The following is an 18,706-nucleotide window of genomic DNA, read 5'->3' on the forward strand; positions in this document are numbered from 1 at the left end:
GGGCGGGGGGCGAGGGGAATGGTCGTGGCGGACTACCGACGTATCGCGGACCGTGTCGCGGACGACATCGCGACCGGGCGGCTGAAGCCCGGTGACCGACTGCCGCCGCAGCGGGTGTTCGCCCGGCGGCGGGGGATCGCCGGGTCGACCGCCGGGCGGGTGTACGCGGAACTGGTGCGGCGCGGGCTGGTGGTGGGGGAGGTCGGGCGCGGGACGTTCGTACGGGCGGCGCCGCCGGTGTCGGCGGGGCACGCGCTGACCGAGCCGGCCGGCTCGGCTCCCGTGAACCTGGAGCTCAACTACCCGTCCGTGCCCGGTCAGGCGGAGCTGCTGGCGAGTGGGCTCGGGCCGCTGCTGCGGCCGGACGTGCTGACGGACGCCCTGCGTACGGCGCCCGCGACCGGGACGGTCGCCGCGCGCGAGGCGGCGGCCGGGCTGCTCGCCACACACGGCTGGCGCCCGGGTCCGGACCGGTTCCTGTTCGCCGGGAACACCCGCCAGGCCATCGCCGCGGCCCTCGCCCATCTCGTACGGCCCGGGGGGCGTGTCGGTGTCGAGGCCCTCACGTATCCGCTGGTCAAGGAGATCGCCGAGCGGCTGGGGGTGACCCTGGTGCCGCTCGCGACGGACGGGGAGGGAATGCGGCCGGAGGCCGTGGCGGCGGCGCATCGGGCGGCGCCGTTGTCGGCCGTGTATGTGCAGCCGACGTTGCACAATCCGACGTCCGTGACGATGGGGGCGCAGCGGCGGGCCGAACTGGCGGATGTCGTGCGTGAGTTGGACCTCCCGGTGGTCGAGGACCGGATCTGGTCGTTCCTGGTGGACGGGGACGGGGACGGGGACGGGGGTGTCGGGGGGCGGGTTCCGCCGCCGTTGGCCGCGTACGCGCCGGAGCGGGTGTTCGTCGTCGACGGGTTGTCCAAGCGGGTGGCGCCCGGACTGACGGTCGGGTTCCTGGTGGTGCCGCAGGGGCGGGTCGACGGGGTGGTCGCCGCGTTGCGTTCCGGGGGGTGGGTGGCGGGGCGGTTCGCTCTGGAGGCCGGGGTGCGGTGGATCGGGGACGGGACGGTCGGGCGGCTGGTCGCGGCGAAGCGGGCGGACGCGGCGGCGCGGCAGCGGTTGGTCGCCGAGCGTCTCGCGGGGTTCGCGCTGCGCGGGGACGCGCGGGCGTACTACGTGTGGTGGGAGTTGCCGGAGCCGTGGCGTGCGGACACGTTCTGCGCGGCGGCTGCGCGGAGGGGGGTGGCGGTGACTCCGGGGGCCGCGTTCGGGGTGACGGCGGTGGTGGGTGGGCGTGGTCCGGGGGCCGCCGCGGCAGGGCGGGGCTCGGTCATGGGTGGCCCGGCGGCCGGTGCCGGGCACGATCGCCCGGGGTGGGGCAGGACGGAGGGGCAGCCGGGGGTGCCGGCGCGGGGTGGGGCCGCGGTGGCCGACTGCGTCAGGCTTGGGCTCGGGTCGGTTTCTCCGCCGGTGCTGGAGCAGGCGTTGGGGACGCTCGCCGATGTCGCACGAGGCGCTCCGTGAGCCAGGCGACGGTGGCGACGGTCGTGCCGAGGGTCAAAAGCCCCCAGGTGACGGTCCACAGAGTGGCGGTGAGGGCGTCGTAGACGGCGCCGGCGGCCGCCGGAGAGACGTCCGGCGGCAGGTCCGCGAGGGTGAGGTGGCGGCCCAGGGCGACGGCGACGCCGAGGAGCGCGCCGCCGAGAGCCGTACCGAGTCCCGTCGCGCAGACGGCCCTCCGGCGTTGTGTCGCGACGAGGATGCCACCGGCGGCCAGCGCGAGCGCGCCGACCGGGAGCCAGAACGCGGCCACTTCGAGCACGCGATACCCCTTCCGTAGGTGAACCAGTTCGGTGGCCGACAGCACCTCGACCTCGGTGTGCGCGACCGGGATGCGATGGGCGAACGGCACGTGGTCACGGACGAGTTGACGCTTGACGCGTTCGCCGACGGGCCCGAGGTCGAGCGTCACCGACCGCCCCTCGTCGACACCGGCACCGGCACCGTTACGGGCACCGGCACCGGCACCGGCACCGGCATCGGCTTCGGCGCGGGCATCGGCACCGCCGTGGCCGCCCGCCCCTGCCGTGTCCGCACCGCCCGTGCCCGCCACCGCCGTTCCCTCTCCGCCCGTGTCCTCCTCGCGCAGCGCCTCCAGCACCGCGTCGTGCGCCGCCAGGTTCGCCGTGTGCCATGCCGTGCGGAACGCCTCCGTCTGAGTGAAGGAGCGCGCCGCCTCGCGTGTGAACTCCCGTACGGGCTCCCGCAACGACGGCCCCACCCGGACCTCGCGCAGGACCCCGGAGGCGACCGCGTCCGCGAGCGCCTCCCGTACGTCCGGGTCGGTGGCCAGCGGTGCCATGACCGCCTCGTAGCGCGTCCGGTCCGCGAGTTCGTACGTCGCCCACGCGGCCAGCGCACCCACCGGCACGAGCAGGCAGGCGAGCGTGGTCAGTACGGCCGACAGGGCGCCGCGGGCACGGGGGGACACCCCCTCAGGCAAGCCCTCGGCCCACTCCCCCGCGAGCGCTCCCACCCCGCATGCCTGCGAATGGCCCCCAAGGACAAGCCGAACGGGGAGACCGGGGCGACCTCACCCCCGTCGGTGGCCCTGCGCGTCCTCGTGCGTGTAGTAGCGGTAGAACGCCGTCGCGAACACCGCCGCCGCGATAACGAGGGACATGACCGCCGAGCGCAGCACGCTGTGCTGGGTCGCCTGGCTGTAGAGGAAGCCGAAGGCGCAACCCGCGAAGGCCGCCCACAGGAGGGCGTGCGCTTCTCGGCGGAGCCGGGGCGCGACGGCCTGTACGGCCAGGTACAGCGCCGCGAACGCGAACGCGGTCACGAAGCCGAAGAGGACGTTCCAGCCGGTGATGGGGCCGGCGTCGCGGTTCATCGCCGCCGCCCAGTAGCCGTAGACCAGGCCGAGGACCACGGGCAGGACCCGCTTTGTGAGCGTGTGGGCGCGCTCGCCGAAGACGTCGGGCGGGGTCGGAGCGGGGCGCTCGCCCGGAGCCGTCGGCCTGCCGGGAACGGCGGGCCTCGCGGGATTCCCCGACCGGCCTGGAGTGGGTGCCGCTTGTGCCATGGGAGCACTCCTCTCTTCCGCCCCCGTGACTCTCCGTTCTTCCTCCCCGCGACTCTCCGCCCCGTTTACCAGACCACACCTGCGCCGCACCGCTGGCAAGTCGGGTGCGGGGGTGTGGTGCGGGGTGTGGTGCGTGGGTGTGGTGCCGGGTGTAGCGCGGCGGTGTGGCGTGGGGCGGTCCGGCCCGGTCGGCCGGTCGGCCCGGTCGGGATGCGTGGGGCGGTCGGGATGCGTGGGGCGGGGCGGCGTGCTTCGCTGAGGGGATGCGGGTGCCGATGCCGCGTGCGCGCCGGGAGGCGGACCCTGTGGAGCGGCAGCATCCGCTGCGGGTCCGCGGGCACGACATCGCCTGGCTCCCGCCGCTGGTCGTGCTGCTCGCCGTACCGGCGCTCGACTGGTTCACCAGCGGAAACTTCCGGGTCATCTCGTGGCTGGTGCTCGTGCCGGGCATCGCCGCCGCCGTCTGCCGGGTCTGGACGACCGCGCTGTTCGCGGCGCTCGCCATGCTGATGTACGTCCTCGGGGACAACTCCTGGCCGCACCAGTACCGCACCGGCCTGCCCGACTTCGTCCTCGTCGCCCTCGGCGGTGTGCTCTCCGTGCTGGCCTGCGCGGTACGGCTGCGCGCGCAGGAGCGGATGCTGCACATGCGGGCCGTCGTCGACACCACCCGCCGTATCCTGCTGCGCCAGCTCCCCCCGGACGTCGGCGGCCTCGACCACGCCGAGATCTACCTCGCCGCCGACAGCGAGGCCCGCGTCGGCGGCGACTTCTACGACATCCAGCCCAGTCCCCACGGCACCCGCGTCGTCATCGGTGACGTCCAGGGCAAGGGGCTCGCGGCGGTGGAGGCGGCGTCCGTGCTGCTCGGCACGTTCCGGGAGGCCGCGTACTACGAGTCCGAGGCCACCACGGTGGCCGAACGGCTGGAGACCCGGATGGTGCGGCACGTCCGCTACTGCGCCCACATCGGCCGCGACGACGCCGAGCGCTTCGCGACCGCGGTGCTGCTCGACTTCCCCCAGTTGCGCAGCGAGCGCACCGACTGGGGCCCCGACCTCACCGGCTTCGGCGCGGTCACCATGGACATCGTCAACTTCGGCCACGAACCCCCGCTCCTGGTCTCTCCCGACGGCGTGCGCGACCTGCCGCTGCGGGACGGGCTGCCGCTGGGAATGGGAGAGTTGGTGCCGCGTGCGCCGGGGACGGCCACCGTGCGGCTGGCCCTCGACGAGACGCTGCTCCTGGTCACCGACGGGGTGACCGAGGCCCGTGACGGCCGTGGTGTCTTCTTCCCCCTCCGCGACCATCTCGTCCGCGCCCTCGCCGACGGCAGGCCCGCGACCGATCCCCAGTCCCTGGTACGCCTCGTCCGTGACGGCGTCCTCGCCCACACCGGCGGCATCCTCGACGACGACACCACGATCTTCGCCGTACGGCGGGCGCCCGAGCCGGTGCGGCGGGGGCCGGGTGCCCCGATGCGGCGGGGGCCGGGTGCCGTACGGCGGTCCGGCCACCCGTGGTGAGGGTCGCTCGGTGAGCGCTCCTTTCCCCCTTCGCACGCGCAGCGGTTACCGTGCTGGCTGGTGTACGTGATCGATGGGGAGGGAACGATGCCCGGAACAGTGTTGCTGCTCGCGGCCTCGCCCATGGGCAAGGGGTGCCTCGTGGACGCGGCATCCGTGCTTCCCGTCCTGGCGGCGGTCACGCCCGAGGTGCTGTCCGGCACGGGTACGGCGAACGTTGTCGAGCTGGCCGATCCGCTGGAGCCGCAGGCCGTCCTCACCCGGCTGCGCGCCGCGGCCACCGCGCCGGGACCGCTCACCGTCTACCTCGCCGGGCAGCTCCAACTCGACCGCAAGCAGCGGCTGGTGCATCTGGCGCTGGCGCGCACGACACCGGCGACCGTGCGGTACACGGCCTTTCCCTGGCACTGGATCGTGGAGGAGCTGCGGCTGCGCACGCCCGGGTCCACGACCCTGTTCGTCGATCTGCACGCCGACGCGGAGGTGTGGCACCAGTTGGCCGGGCGACCGCTCACGGTGGGGCCGGGGGTGAGTGTGTACGGGCGGATCGCGCCGCCGGCCGCCGGGGTGCGGCGCGGGGTGGCCGTGCCGTCGTACATGAGGGCGCTGGCGACGATACTGCGGAGCGGGCATCGGCCGGGGGCGGGGATGCTGCACGAGCAGGTGCTCGCGCGGACGGGCGGGCACGGCGATCTGGTGCTGGCCCTCGACGCGACGGCGCCCGGTGCGCGTGGGCCCCTGGCAGCCGAAGCCGCCGGGCCCGGGCCCGGGCCCGTACCCGGATCCGTACCCCTCCCCGCACCCGGATCCGTACCCCTCCCCGCACCCGTACCCGGATCCGTACCCCTCCCCGCACCCGTACCCGGATCCGTACCCCTCCCCCTCCCCGTACCGGCGCCCGCATCCGTACCTGCGCCTGTGTCAGTGCCCGGACCCTTGGCTGATCCCCACACCGCCATCACCGCCGCTGTGGAAGCCGGGCGGCATGCCGAGGCGGCCGAGCTCGCCGCCCGGCGGGAGGAAGGGGCGCTGCGGGAGTTCGGGGAAGGGTCGCAGGAGGTGTTGCACTGGCGGGAGGTGCGGGCCGATCTGGCGATGTTCGCGGGGGACGCGGCGCGCAGCTGTGAGGCCTGGATGGGGGTGGCGGTCGCGCGGCTCGCGGCGGGGCAGCTTGCCGGGGACCCGGCGGTCGAGGCGGCCGTCGACCGGGCGCACCATCAGTGGGGGCTGGTCGGGGACGTGACGCGGGCCGGTGAACTCGGCGTCGGACTCGTGGAGTTGCGGGAGCGTGTGCCGGGACGAAAGGCCGGCGCGGTGGAGCACGCACGGCAGCGCCTGACCGAACTGCGGCGGCTGGCCGCGGAGTTGAGGTCGGCCCAGCACGTACCCGGTTAGCCGAGCCGGTCGATGAGCCGTCGTTCCGTTTCGGTAGATCGATGAGCCGTCGATCAGAGCGAATACCGGGCCGACCTCGGAGGGGGAGTTCGTACGAGGTCACACCGTCCATACGGAGATACGGACGGTGAACACCGCACGTTGATCACTTAAGCGGTCGCAGCTCCGGAACAGATCGGAGTTTGATCAGAGACTGATCAGAAACCCCCCAACGGTTGGCAAAGTCCACCCTCCGTCACAACCTGTGGGCTATGACGAGGGTCAGGACGCGGCCGGGATGCGTACCCGGAACCAGGCGCCCCGGTCGGGCGGCTGGGACGGTTCCAGGGTGACCGTGCCGCCGTGGGCCGTCGCGATCGCCGAGACGATGCTGAGGCCGAGCCCGCTGCCGGCGGCCCGTGGCTCCTCGCCCCGCACGAAGGGGTCGAAGAGATGGGCGCGGAGTTCGCCCGGGATTCCGGGGCCGTCGTCCAGGACCTCGATGACGCGGTAGCCGTCCTCCGTGCCGAGGCCCAGCGTGGTCGTGGTGCCCGGCGGGGTGTGGACGCGGGCGTTGGTGAGCAGGTTGGCGACCAGTTGGTGCAGCCGTACCCGGTCTCCGGTGACCGTGTGGTCGCCGGGGGCCAGCAGCAGCCGTACGGGGTGCTCGGGGTGGCAGTCACGGGCGGCGGAGGCCGCGTCGCGGCAGAGCTGGGCCAGGTCCACGCAGGCGAGTTGCAGGGGCTGGCCGAGGTCGAGGCGGGTCAGCAGGACGAGTTCGTCGATGAGCGTGTTCATCCGGCCGACCTCGGTGCCGATCCGGCCGAGCGCCTCCTGCCGCATCGGCTCGTACGAGGCCTCGCCCACCCGGGCGAGTTCGGCGTAACCGGAGATCGTCGTCAGCGGGTTACGCAGTTCGTGCCCGGCGGCCGCCATGAACTCGCGTAACCGGCGCTCGGTGTCCTGCCGCTCCCTGACCTCACGGCGACCGAGAACGCGGGCGCCGATCAGGACGGCGCCGAGGAGGGGGAGCGCGGCGGCCGTCTCGACCCGCAGCAGGCGTTCGACGGCCCGGCGATCGTCGGACGTGGAGCGGGCCGTGACGAGGTAGCTCCCCCGGTGGTTCCGGCCCGACCGAGGGGCGCGCACCACCTTCGCCCGGTAACTCTCCCCGAACGCCGAGGGGTTGGCGCGGGCCGCGTACGCCTCGAGGTCGGCGGACGTGAGCTGCGGGAAGGCGGGGAGGCGATCGGAACCCGCGTGGCGCTCCACGACCTTGCCGTGGGCGTCGAGGACGAGGATCAGGCAGTTCTTGTCGAGGTGAGGGGGCCATGCGGGTGCCGGTGCGATGGAGGATGTCGGGGTGCGGGCCGACGTCCGTCCCGGTGCCGGTGCCGGTGCCGGGGCCGGTGCCGACGTCCGTGCCGGTGCCGGGGCCGGTGGGGAGGCGGGGAGCGGGGTGAGGCCGAGGCCGGGACCCAGGTCGCTGAGTGTCGCTATCTCCTGGTCGGTGCGGGCGACCAGGTGATGGGCGAGGGTGTGGGCGGAGAGCGCGGCGACCGCGCCCAGGGTGGTGAGGGTGGCGATCAGCCAGAAGCCGACGGTGCGCTGACCGTTGCGGTGGGGGCGGACCGGTTGCTCGACGGGCGGGCGGGGACGACCGGGGCGCGGCCGTGGGCACATGCCACTCGGTGCGAGCAGCCCGGCCGCCCTGATGCTCCCGCCCAGCCCGGTGAACCCGCTCATTCGCCCGACCCGTCTGTCAGCTCGTGCACAGTTGGTAGCCCACTCCCCTGACCGTCCGTATGAGGGATTGGCCCGGTTCACCCAGTTTGCGGCGCAGATAGTAGATGTACGTGTCGACGACGCCGGAACCCTCGTCGCGGTGGTTCCAGACGCGTTCCTGGATCTGGCCCCGGGAGAGGACGCGGCCGGGGTTCTCCATGAGGTAGCGGAGGAGGGCGAACTCGGTGGTGGTGAGGTCGACGGGGCGGCCTGCGGCCCAGACCTGGTGGGCGTCGGCGTCGAGCTGTACGGCGCCGGCGCGGAGACGGTTGCGGTCGGGCGCGTGCCGGCCACCGCCGGCCCGGCGGAGCAGGGCGCGGACGCGGGCGGCGACCTCCTTCAGCTCGAAGGGCTTCGTGACGAAGTCGTCGCCGCCCATGTCCAGGCCCCGCACCCGGTCGTCGACACCGCCGAGGCCGGTGAGGAACAGCACGGGGACGTCGTTGCCCCGGTCGCGCAGGGTCCGGCAGACCTCGAAGCCGCTCAGGTCGGGGAGGTTGACGTCGAGGAGGATCAGCTCGGGGTCGTGCCGCGTGACGGCCTGCAGCGCCTGCCGTCCGGTCGCCGCGGCGCTCACCTGATAGCCGAGGAACTCCAGCGCCATGGTCAACATGGACCGGACACCCTCCTCGTCATCCACGACGAGCAACCGCCCGGCACCTCCGGCGGAGGGGGTGTGCGTGCCCGGCGTCGCGGAAACGGCTGGTGGAACTGAAGCAGAGGCGGAGGGTACAGGGGTGGTCATGTCCTGTTCCTTTGCGACCGGGACCTCAAATTGAGATCTCAAGTTTGAACAGGTTCGATCGTCACACGTACCGGCAGGTAAGGGAGAACGCTTTCAACATCATTCGGAACGGCTCGTTCCCTGCCTCGCTCCCCGCAGCACGATGGCCCGCAGCACGGTGGCCCGCGACGCGGAACGTCGCGGGCCACCGGAGGTCGGGGCGGTCAGGGCGTCGCCCCTCGGGTCACTTGGTGAAGATGAAGTACTTCCAGGCGCCGTACGTCGTCGTGTTGACGTTGTCGCCGGAGCCCGTGTCACGGTACTCGGAGCGGAAGCGGAGGCGGACGTCCGTGGTCGGGGTTCCCGTGAGGGTGACGTCGGACTTGCCGGCGGTGCCGAGGGGGAAGTACTCGGAGCCCCCGTCGTGCCAGGCGCCGTTGTAGTGGAACTGGAGCTGGAGGCGCTGCTTGCGGTCCGGGTGGTACGTCATCGTGGTCTTCAGGACGGGGTCCTTGGACTTGCGGACGTAGTGGTACTTCTGGCCCCAGGCCGTCCTGGTCTTGTAGTGGCCCGAGATCGAGGAGGAGATGGCGACCTTGGTGTAGACGGTGTTCGTGACCGTCCTCGCCTTGTAGCGCGCGTCGCCCGCGAACTTCACCGACAGCTTGGTGTCACGCCTGAGGTCGACGGTGACCGACAGGTTGCCGCTGGAGTTCACCGTCCCCGACTTCACCAGCCTGTTCGGCTTGTCGGCGCCGTACGGGTCGGCCCAGATCTCGACCTTGCGGTTCTTGTACGTCTTGCCGAGGTGCGCCGTGAACTCCACGTCCGCGCCGTACGCGTAGGTCTTGCGGTTCTTGTCCAGCGACAGCGTGGGCGTGGCGCGCGAGACCTCGACACTGTCCGAGGCGGACGCGGCGGTGTGGTCCGCGTCGCCCGCGTACGCCACCTTGTACGTGACCTTGCCACCGGCCGGCGGCGTGTCCTTGAAGGAGAACTTGCCGCCCGTGCCCAGGGTCTTGGTGCCGAGCGACTTGCCCTTCGGCGACTCCAGGTCGGTACGGGTCACGGTGACCGGGGTGCCGGCGGGCAGCGGCAGGGTGGCGGTCAGGCTGCCGGAGACGGTGAGCGACTTGCCACGCGTGGCGGTCGCGGGGGCGTTGACCGTCAGGGACGACTTGGACTTGGTGGGGTCGGTGAAGACGCGGAGGGTGTATTCGCCGTCGTAGTTGTGCGTCACCCCGAACAGCCGGCCCGCGCCCGGCCCCGGCTCCCAGGCGAGGTTCTCGTCGCCCAACGTGTCGTTGCCGCTGCTGCTGCCGGTGCTGGGGAACTCGTAGGAGCGCACCGCCGTCGACGCGCCGGGCCGGAACACGAACAGCCCCGGGTCGTACGTGCCGCTGGAGCCCGCCGCGACCGTGCCGTCCCCGGCGATCGCGACCGCCTCCGGGTGGTACTCGGTCTTGTACGCGCCGACCTCGGTGAGGTCGGAGGTCTGCCAGACGGTGTGCTTCTCGCCCGGGTTGGCGGTGACGAGCCGGCTGCCGTCCGGGGTGAACGCCAGGTCGCTGGTCGAGCCGAGGCCGGAGCTGGAGCCGCCGTGGGCCGCGGTGCGGGTGGCCGCGCCGCTCGACACGTCGTACACCGTCAGCCAGGAGCCGTAGTACTCCGGTGAGGCGGCGGCCAGCAGGTTCGGCGCACCCGGAGTGGCGGCGAGCCGCGGGGCGCCCTGGTGGTCGGTCGCGGTGTCCTGGGCGAGCGTCACCACGGGTTCGGCGCCGGAGAGGTCCAGCGAGCCGATGTCGCCGTGGTCGGCGTTGCCGTAGCCGAACCAGACCTTGCCGCCCGCCAGGGCCAGGTGCGTCGGGTCGGTGCCCTCGCCGGTCGCGTACCGGGTGGACTCCGTCACCGACGCGGTGTCGATCGCCGCGATCGTGTCCGCGCCCGGCACGGCGGCGTACAGCGTGGCCGAGTCCGCCGACAACTGCAGGCCCTCGACGCCCGGCAGCGACGCGACCGTTCCGACGACGGCACCGCTGTAGTCCGTGGCGACGACCTTGCCGTCGTACGGGCTGCTGATGAACACGCGCTGGTGGGCACCGTCCACGACGATGTCGCCCGCCGACTTGACCGGCAGCATCCTGCCGCTGTCGGCGGAGGCCGCCGGCGCGACCGCGAGCGCGGCCGAGCTGAAGAGGACTGCCAGCGCGGTGGCAGCCGGAAGTGTGCGTATACGCACGATTTCGAACCCCCCGGAACGAAAGAAATGGGTGCGTCCTCGCGCGGGGCCGGTGTGTTCGACCTGTGCGGCACGTGTGACGCGTGAGCGAAGACTAGGTCATGGCTCCGACAAGAGGGTCACAGGGGGTGGGCGAGAACTCGAGGGGAATGCGCGCGGCGGCCCACCGAGGAAGGGGTAGTGGCGGGCCGCCGCCTGTTCGGCCCGTCTGTCAGGCGTTCGGGTTGAACGGGATGGCGGACGGCTTGGCCCTGCTGAGTTCGAGGTTGAAGCGGTCGTCCTTCAGCGGGAGGTCGGCGTCGCCCCAGGTGGCGGTGTTCATACGGCTCTGGAGGCTCGACGTCCACTTGCTGTCGCCGCCCTGGAAGCTGTTCCCGCAGCTGATCAGGCCCGGGAAGTCCCAGCCGCCGTCGCCCCAGGCATCCGCCCGCTCACCCGCCTTGGCGAAGCGGAAGGAGTGGGTGTCCACACGTTGCCGCCCTTGTGGTGGACGACCTTGAGGCGGACGCCGTCCTTCCGCGCTCGCAGTGTCTGAAGTGGGTGAGCCGTGGGGCGTCCCGAACGACCGCTGGACCCGTCGGCCGGTCCCGTGCAACGCCTCGCCCACGAACTGCGGGAGGTACGTACCGGACGCCCCCTGTCAAAAGGTGTGCGGCTGGGGCCCTGACGGCTGGACCAGTGGCCGACTCCTCCCCCTCCTCCTCCCGAAGTGGACGCGGAATCTCGCTCGGCGAGGGATAGCCGGGGGCGGCTCATCGCGTCGTGAGAGTTGTCTTGAAGGGGGAGGGTCGATGAAGGCGTCGAGTCACGACGAGTTCCGGGAGTTCGTAGCGATGCGCTCCACCGCGCTGCTGCGGCTCGCGGTGCTGCTCACCGGCGGGGACCGGCACGGCGCGGAGGATCTGCTGCAGATCGCGTTGATGAACGCGTACGGGCGCTGGTCGAGCATCGAACAGCCCGAGGCGTACGTCCGCCAGGTCATGTACCGCCAGCAGGTCAACCGCTGGCGGCTGCGCAGACACAGCGCCGAGACCACGGTGCCCGTACTGCCCGAGTCGGGCACCGACGCCGACGCCGGGGCGGAGTCCGAGCTGCGGATCGCGCTGTGGGCGGCGCTGCGCCGGCTGACCAAGCGCCAGCGGACCGTGGTCGTGCTGCGCTACTTCGAGGACCTGCCGGAGGCCGAGGTCGCGGCCCTGCTGGGGTGCCCGGTCGGCACCGTGCGCAGTACGGCCTACCGGTCGCTCGCCAAACTGCGGGCGCTGATACCGGAGTTGGGGCCGGAAGGGCTCGCGGGAGAACAGGCGCGGCAGCTCAGCCTTACGCCGAAGGGGGTTCGGGGATGACGACGGAGCAGGTGGAGCAGAGGGTGGAGGCGAAGGTCCGGGAGACGCTGCGCGCGGTCGACCTGGACCGGGTACGGGCGCCCGGTGACCTCGCCGAGAAGGTGGTGCGGCGGCGCGCCCGGCGCCGTTTCTCGCAGGCGGCGGGGACGGCGGCGGCCGTGGCCGCGATCACGGCGGGGGCGGTGTTCGGCTTCGGGGGCGGCGGGGTGAGCGACCAGGACCGGCCGGTGCGGCCGGCGGCGACGCCGGAGGGCTGGAAGCCCTGGCAGAGCGACACCCGGGGCGCCGGTGAGCGGGGCTGCCTGGTGGACGGTTCCGCGCTGTACTGCGCCGGATCGACGTACGACGCCGCGAAGTTCGACGCCAACACCGGCGAGCGGCTGTGGACGGTCGAGGTCAACGGCGAGGGCGACGGACCCGACCACCCGTTCGCCGTGCGTGACGGCGTGCTCTACGGCTACCGCAACCACACCGCCGACAAGCAGCCGAACGAGGACTACGCGGGCGGCACCGACCTGATGGCGGTGAACACCGACACCGGCAGGGTGCTGTGGTCGGTGAAGATGGCGCACGACAACCGCGACGCCAACTCCGCCCTGCTCATCGACGGTGCCGTCCTGGCCAACACGCCGACGGATCGCACGGTGTCCGCCCTCGATCCGCTGACCGGCGAGGAGAAATGGCGCCACGCCTGGGACAAGGGCATCTGGTGCGACCGGACGGTGCTGAGCGATGTTCCCTACCTGCTGTGCACGCCGGAGAACAAGAAGGAGGCCGACACCGACGTCCTCCGGCTCGACCCCGCCACCGGACGCGCCGAGGAGGTCACGACCCTCCCCGGCCGGCACCAACTCGTGGGGGCATCGGGGGATCGGATGGCCCTGTTCGCGTCGAAGGGCATGGGCAAGAAGAACCTGGAGTTGACCGTTGTCGACGGCTCGGGGAAGCAGACCTCGTACTCCTATCGGATCGAGGGATCGCCGGCCGCCTTTGAGCTCATCGGTGACCATCTGATCTCCGTGTCCTGGGAGGGCGAGGCCTCGGCCTACTCGCTCACGACCGGGAAGACCCTGTGGGCCGCCCCGGTCGGCGTCGAGATGCCCGACAGGGAGACGATGGCGGAAGGCATCGCTGCTCCCGTGGTGTCGGCCGGTCAGAACGCCGTGTACTTCTTCAGCCCGACCGGGGATCTGTCCGCCCTCGATCTGCGCACGGGCGAACGGCTCTGGAGCGGCCATGCCGACACCGGCAAGTACGGGCCCATCAGGGGCAGCTCGCCCCAGGTCCTGCTCTACGAGGGCGTACTGATCGCCCGGAACGGCGGCAGGATGGTCTCCCTCCTGCCGAGCGTGGGCGACTGACTCGAAACCACCCCCGGCCGGGGCGGCACCTACCGCCCCGGCCGAGTCATACGGCCCCGTAGTCCGCGAGCCGGACGACGCGCGCGGGTGCCGTGGACGCGCGTCCAGGTGCTGCCCCACGGGGCGGGTGAACACACCGGCTTCGATGGGGCATTCACCTTGTTCCGCTTCGACGGGGACCAGGACGTCATCCACACCATCTACACCATCTACACCGAGGATCTGGTCTCCGGCCACATGACGGCCAACCCGGACACCATCCGCGAGGCCGCCCTTCGCTACGCCGGCTTGCGGGCAGCCACGCTCTCCGTGGAGGATTCGGCGGAGCTGATCAAGCGGGTACCGGAGGGGCGTTATGGGGAGCGCACTGGGTACGCACGGGGCCTGGCGAACACCCTGTGGTGTAAGGGCAGTTGAAGCGGCAACACCGGCGGCGAATGTGTCGCACTCGCCCCCCTCGCCCCCACATCGCCCTCCGCGACTCCAAGGACCCCGAAGCCGGCGTCTTCACGGTCGCCCGGAGGCGTTCGCGGTGTTCATCCGCTCGCTCTGAGCGGCAAACGTATCGATTGAGTCGGAGCACACGCATGCGCGAAGCCGTGGTCACGGACGCCGGGGACCGGATCCGTTGGGTCGAACTGCCGGGGGAGGAACCCAGCCGGGTCTATGTGCACGGGCTCGGTGCCACGTCGGCCGCGTACTTCACGGAGGTGGCGGTCCACCCCCTGCTCGCGGGACGCCGTTCGCTGCTGGTCGACATGCTCGGGCACGGCATCAGCGATCGTCCGACCGACTTCGACTACACGCTGGAGGACCACGCCGACGCGCTCGCGCGGGCCCTCACGGCGGCGGGCGTGACCGGCGCGGACCTGGTCGCGCACAGCATGGGCGGCGCGGTGGGGATCGTGCTGGCGTCGCGGCACCCGCACCTGGTGCGGAAGTTGGTGATGATCGACTCCAACCTCGACCCGCTCACGCCCACACACGGTGTCGTCGGGAGCAACGGCATCGCGGCGTACTCCGAGGAGGAGTTCCTGAGCGGAGGCCGGGAGGACTTCGCCGCGCTGGCCGGGGCCCAGTGGTGGGCGACCATGCGGCTGGCCGGTCGCGAGGCCCTGTACCGCAGCGCCGTCCAGTTGGCGCGTGGCACCCGCCCCACCATGCGCGAACTCCTGCTGGACCTGAAGATCCCCCGCACCTACCTCCACCCCGAGGCCGACGGCCCCCTCCCCGGCGCGGACGCCCTCAGGGAGGCGGGCGTGTCCGTCGTCCCGATCCCGGACTGCGGCCACAACGTCATGCTCGACAACCCGGAGGCGTTCGTGCATGCCACGGCGACGGCCCTGGCGGACTGACCACTACCTCTGGCCCGACCCGCACAGAAACGTAACAGCACACTCGTTCGAGTGAACGGCTCCGGATTCCTTGGGCGGGCTGCCGGTTTAGGCTGAGATGGTCGCGTCTGAGCGAACGGAGTCTGTCATGGCGACGGCGGAGCCGATCATCATGCCGGGGTACCAGGGCGAGTACATGCACGGTCCCTCCGACGATCCTGACGGCGAGTACGAGGAGCCCTTGGCTATGGGCGGCGTAAGCGTGGAGCAGGCCTTCGAGTTGTTCAGTGCCGCGGCCCCCGAGGGCTGGCGCGTGGAGCTGATCGAAGGGGAGATCTGCGTGACACCTCCGGCCGATGGGGAACACGAGGAGATCGTGTCCGAGGTCAACCATCAGGTCGGCCGGAAAGTCCGCGATTACTCCCTGCGGAATTTCACCGGCATCGGTCTGACAGTCCCCGGCTCCTCCGCGACAGGCCACGTCGTCCCCGACCTGGTCATCGCCCCCAAGGGAAGCTTCAGCGACCAGGAAGAGTGGCACGACCCTTCCCCCGTCCTGCTCGTCGCCGAGGTCACCTCCGGCAGCACGGCCGATCGTGACCGTGAGAAGAAGATCCTCGGCTACGCCCGCGCCACCATCCCTGTCTACCTCCTCATCGACCGGGAGAAGGGGCAGGTGACCGTGTACTCGGAGCCGTCCGGCGACGAGTATGCCAAGAGTGCCCAGCACAAGATGGGGCTGACCGTGCCCCTGCCCGCCCCCCCTCGGCTTCGAGCTGGACACCGCCGAGTTCTGAGCGGAGCGAAACGGACCGCGTCAGCGGGGGAAGGCGTTGGCCACGGTCATCAGGGCGGCCACCGCGGCGAGCGCGGCGACGCAGGGGCGGGCGTGGCGGGTGAGCAGGTCTCGGATCACGGGGACCTCCCACGTGTGGAACGTGCTGACAGGCTCGACGGGTTCGACGGGTTCAGAGAGCTCAACGTGTCGCTCAACGTAAGGCTTTGGTCTACCAACGGCAAGAGCGCATTGAGGAGTCGGGGAGAAGGGGCCGACGTAAGCGGGCTTACTGGCATGCTTACGTCATGGCAGGTATGGCCGAGCGTGACGACCCCGAGGTCATCGGGCGCAGGGTGCAGCGAATGCGGACACAACGGGGCTACACCCAGCGGCAGTTGGCGGAACCGGCGTACACCCCGGCGTACATCTCGACCCTGGAGGCGGGCCGCGTACGCGCCTCCGAACCCGCCCTGCGGCATATCGCCGAACGGCTCGGCGTCGGCTACGAGGAACTGGCCACCGGCCGCCCCGCCGGCTTCGCCACCGAGCTGCGGCTGCGGCTGACCGGCGCCCAGCGCACCCTCGCCGGCGGCGCCACGGAGGCCGCCGCCGAGGGGTTCACGGTCGTCCTCGCCGAGGCGGAGGAGTACGGGCTGGTCGCCGAGCAGGCCGACGCTCTGCTCGGGCTCGGCGAATGCGCTCTGGAGACCGGGGACCTGGAGACCGCCCGGCTACGGTTCGAGCAGGCCGAGCAGCGCCTCGCGGACGCCCCGCTGTCGGCCCGGGTACCCGCCCTGCGCGGACGCGCGCTCGCCCACTACCTCGCCGGTGAACTCCGTTACTCCTGCTACCTCTACGAATCCACGCTCGACGAGCTGAACCGCAACGGCCTGCACGACCCGGACGCGTTGCTCCTCCTCTACACCGGCGTGATCGCCCCCTACATGGACATGGGCGCGCACGCCCGCGCCGCGCAGGCCGCCGAGCTGGCCCTCGCGCTCGCCCCGCAGTCCGGCGACCCGGCGCTCGTCGCCCGTATGCACCGGTCCGTCGCCCGGACGATGATCGCCGAGGGGCGGATCGCCGAGGCCGACGCGTCGCTCGCCAAGGCCTCCGAGCTCTACCGCCAGCTCCGGATCCGCACCGAGCTGGCCAACTGCCACTGGATGCGCGGCTACCTCCACGCCCAGAACGGCGACTACGCGCGCGCCGAGGACGAACTGCGCGAGGCCCGCCGCATGCTCTGCGCCAAGCGCGCCGCCCTCTACACCAGCCAGGTCGCCGTCGAACTCGCCGATGTGCTGCACCGCCGCGGCAAGTCCGAGGAGGCCGCCGAACTGCTCCGTGAGGTCCTCAGCGACCTCAGCTCCGAACGCGGCGCACTGCACTCCGCCGCCGCCCACCGCCTCCTCGGCATCATCGCCGAGGACGCACGGGACGCGGACGCCGCCGAGGAGCACTACGTACGGGCGCTGAGCCTGCTGGAGCGGGCGGGCGCCGCCGGTGACCTCGCCGACCTGTGCCGGCTGCTCGGGGACCTGTACCGGCGCGGGGGCCGCGTGGAAGCCGCGCTCGACGCCTACCGCACCGGCCTCGGACACCGCACCGCCCCCGGCACGACCACCCTCGGCCCGGCCCCCGCCCAGCCCCCTCTCTGACGACTCCCGTCCTGGCGCGGGAGCCACCGCCCCCGGGGTCGGCGGAGGGGGTCACCTGCTGAAGTCCGTCTCCGCGATCATCTTGTCGGTGGCGTCGTAGACCGTGACCTTCAGCACGGGGCTCTCGAATTCGAGGGAGCGCGCCAGCTCTTCCGCTACCTTCACACGGGTGTAGTAGACACCCCAGCTCGTGTTGCCCTTCAGGCGCAGGACCGTGCCGTTGAGGACCTTGCCGTCGTGGGCCGTCACCTCCACCCGGGTCGCGGCGGAGTGGACGCCGTAGAACAGCCCGTGGACGAGGTAGCCGCCACCGGCGGAGCCCGAGCCCTGGAGGGAGACGCCCGGCCGGCTCGTGTCGAGGTTCCCGTCGGTCACGCTGCGGAACTGAGCGAGGTCGGGCATGTCCGGCTCCACCCAGTGCTTGCCCTCCGCCGTGAGCCACAGCTCCGTACCGTCCTCGGCGGTCACCCGCTCGTCGGGCGTGAGGATCCGCACCTTCCCGGCGGGCGGTGCGGGAGTGGGGGAGACCGACGGCGAGGGCGTCGCGTCACCGCTTCGCGTCGGCGGTGCCATGGGCCGCACGGACGAGGAGGGACCGTCCGGGCGCAGGGACAGCACCACGAGTGGAACCAGCAGCATTCCGCAGCCGGCGCTCAGCACGACGGCCCGGCGGCGCAGTTTCCGCCTGCGGCCGTCACGCCGGATCGCCTCCAGCGGTACGGGCGGCGGAGTGAAGTCCTGCGCGGCCTCGGCGAACGCCTCGCGCAGCCGCTGCCCGGTGTCGTCGGCGGCGTCCTCGCCGTCCGCTCCCGCGCGGACCGGGTCGGTCCCGGAGATCGGGTGGTTCATGGGCGGGCTCCGGGGACGGGCGAGGGGGGCGCCGGGGTGAACGGACGGGAGGCGGGGGAGGTGGAACCGTGGGCGCCGTCCGCGGGCGGGGCGGCGGTGAACACCGGGTGGGCGCGCAGGGCCTGGAGCCCGCGTCGTGCGTGGGTCTTGACGGTGCCGAGCGAGCAGCCGAGCAACTGGGCGATCTCGTTCTCGCTGAGGTCCTCCCAGTAGCGGAGCACCAGCACGGACCGTTGCCGGGCCGTCAGCGCGGCCAACGCCTCGGTGACGGCAGCCCGTTGGGCGACCGAGTCGGCGTGCCCGGCCTGCCGCTCGTGCACCCGCTCCGGGAGGAACGGCGTCAGCAGGTGGGCCACGCGTCTCTTCCGTACGCGGCTGATGTTGTTGTTGACCAGGGAGCGCCGTACGTAGAAGTCGACGTCGTCGCGCGGTATGCGCGGCCAGCGGGCGTACACCTTCGCCAGCGTGGTCTGCACGAGATCCTCGGCCTCGTGGAAGTCGCCGGTCAGCATGTGTGCGGTCCGCAGCAGGCCGGGCCAGGCCGCGGTGGCGTACGCGGCGAAGTCGTCGCCGTCGGGTGGTCCGGGTTTCTCGTGCGGCACGGACGACGGTCCTCGGTGTCGGGAGTGGAGGAGGGGTGCCGT

The 18,706-nt window shown here is 72.1% G+C and carries 16 protein-coding genes and 1 pseudogene; 9 read left to right on the forward strand and 8 right to left on the reverse strand.

The genetic code is table 11. The annotated features are described in order from the left end of the window. The first annotated feature begins 24 nt into the window (after positions 1–24). A complete protein-coding gene (locus tag ACFY9I_RS09450) occupies positions 25–1,524 on the forward strand; it encodes an aminotransferase class I/II-fold pyridoxal phosphate-dependent enzyme (protein WP_390998813.1) in 1,500 nt (499 codons plus the stop codon). On the opposite strand, the gene ACFY9I_RS09455 is transcribed toward ACFY9I_RS09450, so the two are convergent. Next, a complete protein-coding gene (locus tag ACFY9I_RS09455) occupies positions 1,439–2,491 on the reverse strand; it encodes a hypothetical protein (RefSeq protein WP_390998815.1) in 1,053 nt (350 codons plus the stop codon). The genes ACFY9I_RS09450 and ACFY9I_RS09455 overlap by 86 nt on opposite strands. Before the next feature lie 102 nt (positions 2,492–2,593). Further along, positions 2,594–3,088, reverse strand: a complete 495-nt coding sequence (locus ACFY9I_RS09460; protein ID WP_390998818.1) for a hypothetical protein — start codon at positions 3,086–3,088, stop codon at positions 2,594–2,596. 263 nt (positions 3,089–3,351) lie between these two features. Here ACFY9I_RS09460 and ACFY9I_RS09465 point away from each other — a divergent pair, with 263 nt between their 5' ends. Together ACFY9I_RS09465 and ACFY9I_RS09470 are read left to right on the forward strand one after the other, a co-directional pair. Further along, positions 3,352–4,614: a SpoIIE family protein phosphatase gene (locus ACFY9I_RS09465; protein WP_390998820.1), complete on the forward strand. Its 1,263-nt coding sequence runs from the start codon at positions 3,352–3,354 to the stop codon at positions 4,612–4,614. A gap of 87 nt (positions 4,615–4,701) precedes the next feature. Continuing rightward, entirely contained in the window at positions 4,702–6,009 is a 1,308-nt protein-coding gene (locus ACFY9I_RS09470) for a hypothetical protein (protein ID WP_390998822.1), read from the forward strand. A gap of 261 nt (positions 6,010–6,270) precedes the next feature. Here the strand turns inward: ACFY9I_RS09470 and ACFY9I_RS09475 are convergent, their stop codons facing one another. From ACFY9I_RS09475 to ACFY9I_RS09490, 4 genes are all read right to left on the reverse strand, one after another. After that, entirely contained in the window at positions 6,271–7,734 is a 1,464-nt protein-coding gene (locus ACFY9I_RS09475; protein WP_390998824.1) for an ATP-binding protein, read from the reverse strand. A 16-nt stretch (positions 7,735–7,750) separates the two neighbouring features. After that, on the reverse strand, positions 7,751–8,413 hold the full coding sequence (locus ACFY9I_RS09480; RefSeq protein ID WP_390999164.1) for a response regulator: 663 nt from the start codon (positions 8,411–8,413) through the stop codon (positions 7,751–7,753). A 328-nt stretch (positions 8,414–8,741) separates the two neighbouring features. Beyond that, positions 8,742–10,736: a YncE family protein gene (locus tag ACFY9I_RS09485; protein ID WP_390998827.1), complete on the reverse strand. Its 1,995-nt coding sequence runs from the start codon at positions 10,734–10,736 to the stop codon at positions 8,742–8,744. 211 nt (positions 10,737–10,947) lie between these two features. Next, positions 10,948–11,205: a hypothetical protein gene (locus ACFY9I_RS09490; RefSeq protein WP_390998830.1), complete on the reverse strand. Its 258-nt coding sequence runs from the start codon at positions 11,203–11,205 to the stop codon at positions 10,948–10,950. Between the two features lie 322 nt (positions 11,206–11,527). Between ACFY9I_RS09490 and ACFY9I_RS09495 the strand changes: the two genes are divergently transcribed. The 6 genes and pseudogenes from ACFY9I_RS09495 (at position 11,528) to ACFY9I_RS09520 (ending at position 17,213) form a co-directional block, all read left to right on the forward strand. Continuing rightward, positions 11,528–12,082, forward strand: coding sequence for a SigE family RNA polymerase sigma factor (locus tag ACFY9I_RS09495; protein ID WP_390998832.1), 555 nt, complete (start codon positions 11,528–11,530; stop codon positions 12,080–12,082). Continuing rightward, positions 12,079–13,443 carry a PQQ-binding-like beta-propeller repeat protein gene (locus ACFY9I_RS09500; RefSeq protein ID WP_390998835.1) on the forward strand — a complete coding sequence of 455 codons (1,365 nt, stop codon included), beginning with the start codon at positions 12,079–12,081 and terminating at the stop codon, positions 13,441–13,443. Before ACFY9I_RS09495 ends, ACFY9I_RS09500 begins: the two co-directional genes overlap by 4 nt. An 87-nt stretch (positions 13,444–13,530) precedes the next feature. Continuing rightward, the gene (locus tag ACFY9I_RS09505; protein WP_390998838.1) at positions 13,531–13,860 is read left to right on the forward strand and encodes a Scr1 family TA system antitoxin-like transcriptional regulator; all 330 of its coding nucleotides are present in this window, start codon (positions 13,531–13,533) and stop codon (positions 13,858–13,860) included. A 170-nt stretch (positions 13,861–14,030) separates the two neighbouring features. Beyond that, complete coding sequence (locus ACFY9I_RS09510) at positions 14,031–14,798, forward strand: alpha/beta fold hydrolase (RefSeq protein ID WP_390998841.1); 768 nt, start codon at positions 14,031–14,033, stop codon at positions 14,796–14,798. A gap of 226 nt (positions 14,799–15,024) precedes the next feature. Then, a pseudogene (locus tag ACFY9I_RS09515) lies at positions 15,025–15,574 on the forward strand (Uma2 family endonuclease). A 295-nt stretch (positions 15,575–15,869) separates the two neighbouring features. Continuing rightward, entirely contained in the window at positions 15,870–17,213 is a 1,344-nt protein-coding gene (locus ACFY9I_RS09520; protein ID WP_390999166.1) for a tetratricopeptide repeat protein, read from the forward strand. Positions 17,214–17,264: 51 nt separating this feature from the next. Here the strand turns inward: ACFY9I_RS09520 and ACFY9I_RS09525 are convergent, their stop codons facing one another. Together ACFY9I_RS09525 and ACFY9I_RS09530 are read right to left on the reverse strand one after the other, a co-directional pair. Continuing rightward, on the reverse strand, positions 17,265–18,062 hold the full coding sequence (locus ACFY9I_RS09525) for a hypothetical protein (protein ID WP_390998843.1): 798 nt from the start codon (positions 18,060–18,062) through the stop codon (positions 17,265–17,267). Then, positions 18,059–18,664, reverse strand: a complete 606-nt coding sequence (locus ACFY9I_RS09530) for a SigE family RNA polymerase sigma factor (RefSeq protein ID WP_390998845.1) — start codon at positions 18,662–18,664, stop codon at positions 18,059–18,061. Before ACFY9I_RS09530 ends, ACFY9I_RS09525 begins: the two co-directional genes overlap by 4 nt. Positions 18,665–18,706: the final 42 nt, after the last annotated feature.

This window comes from Streptomyces sp. NPDC012510 (assembly GCF_042955065.1).
In the GTDB taxonomy this organism is placed as follows: domain Bacteria; phylum Actinomycetota; class Actinomycetes; order Streptomycetales; family Streptomycetaceae; genus Streptomyces.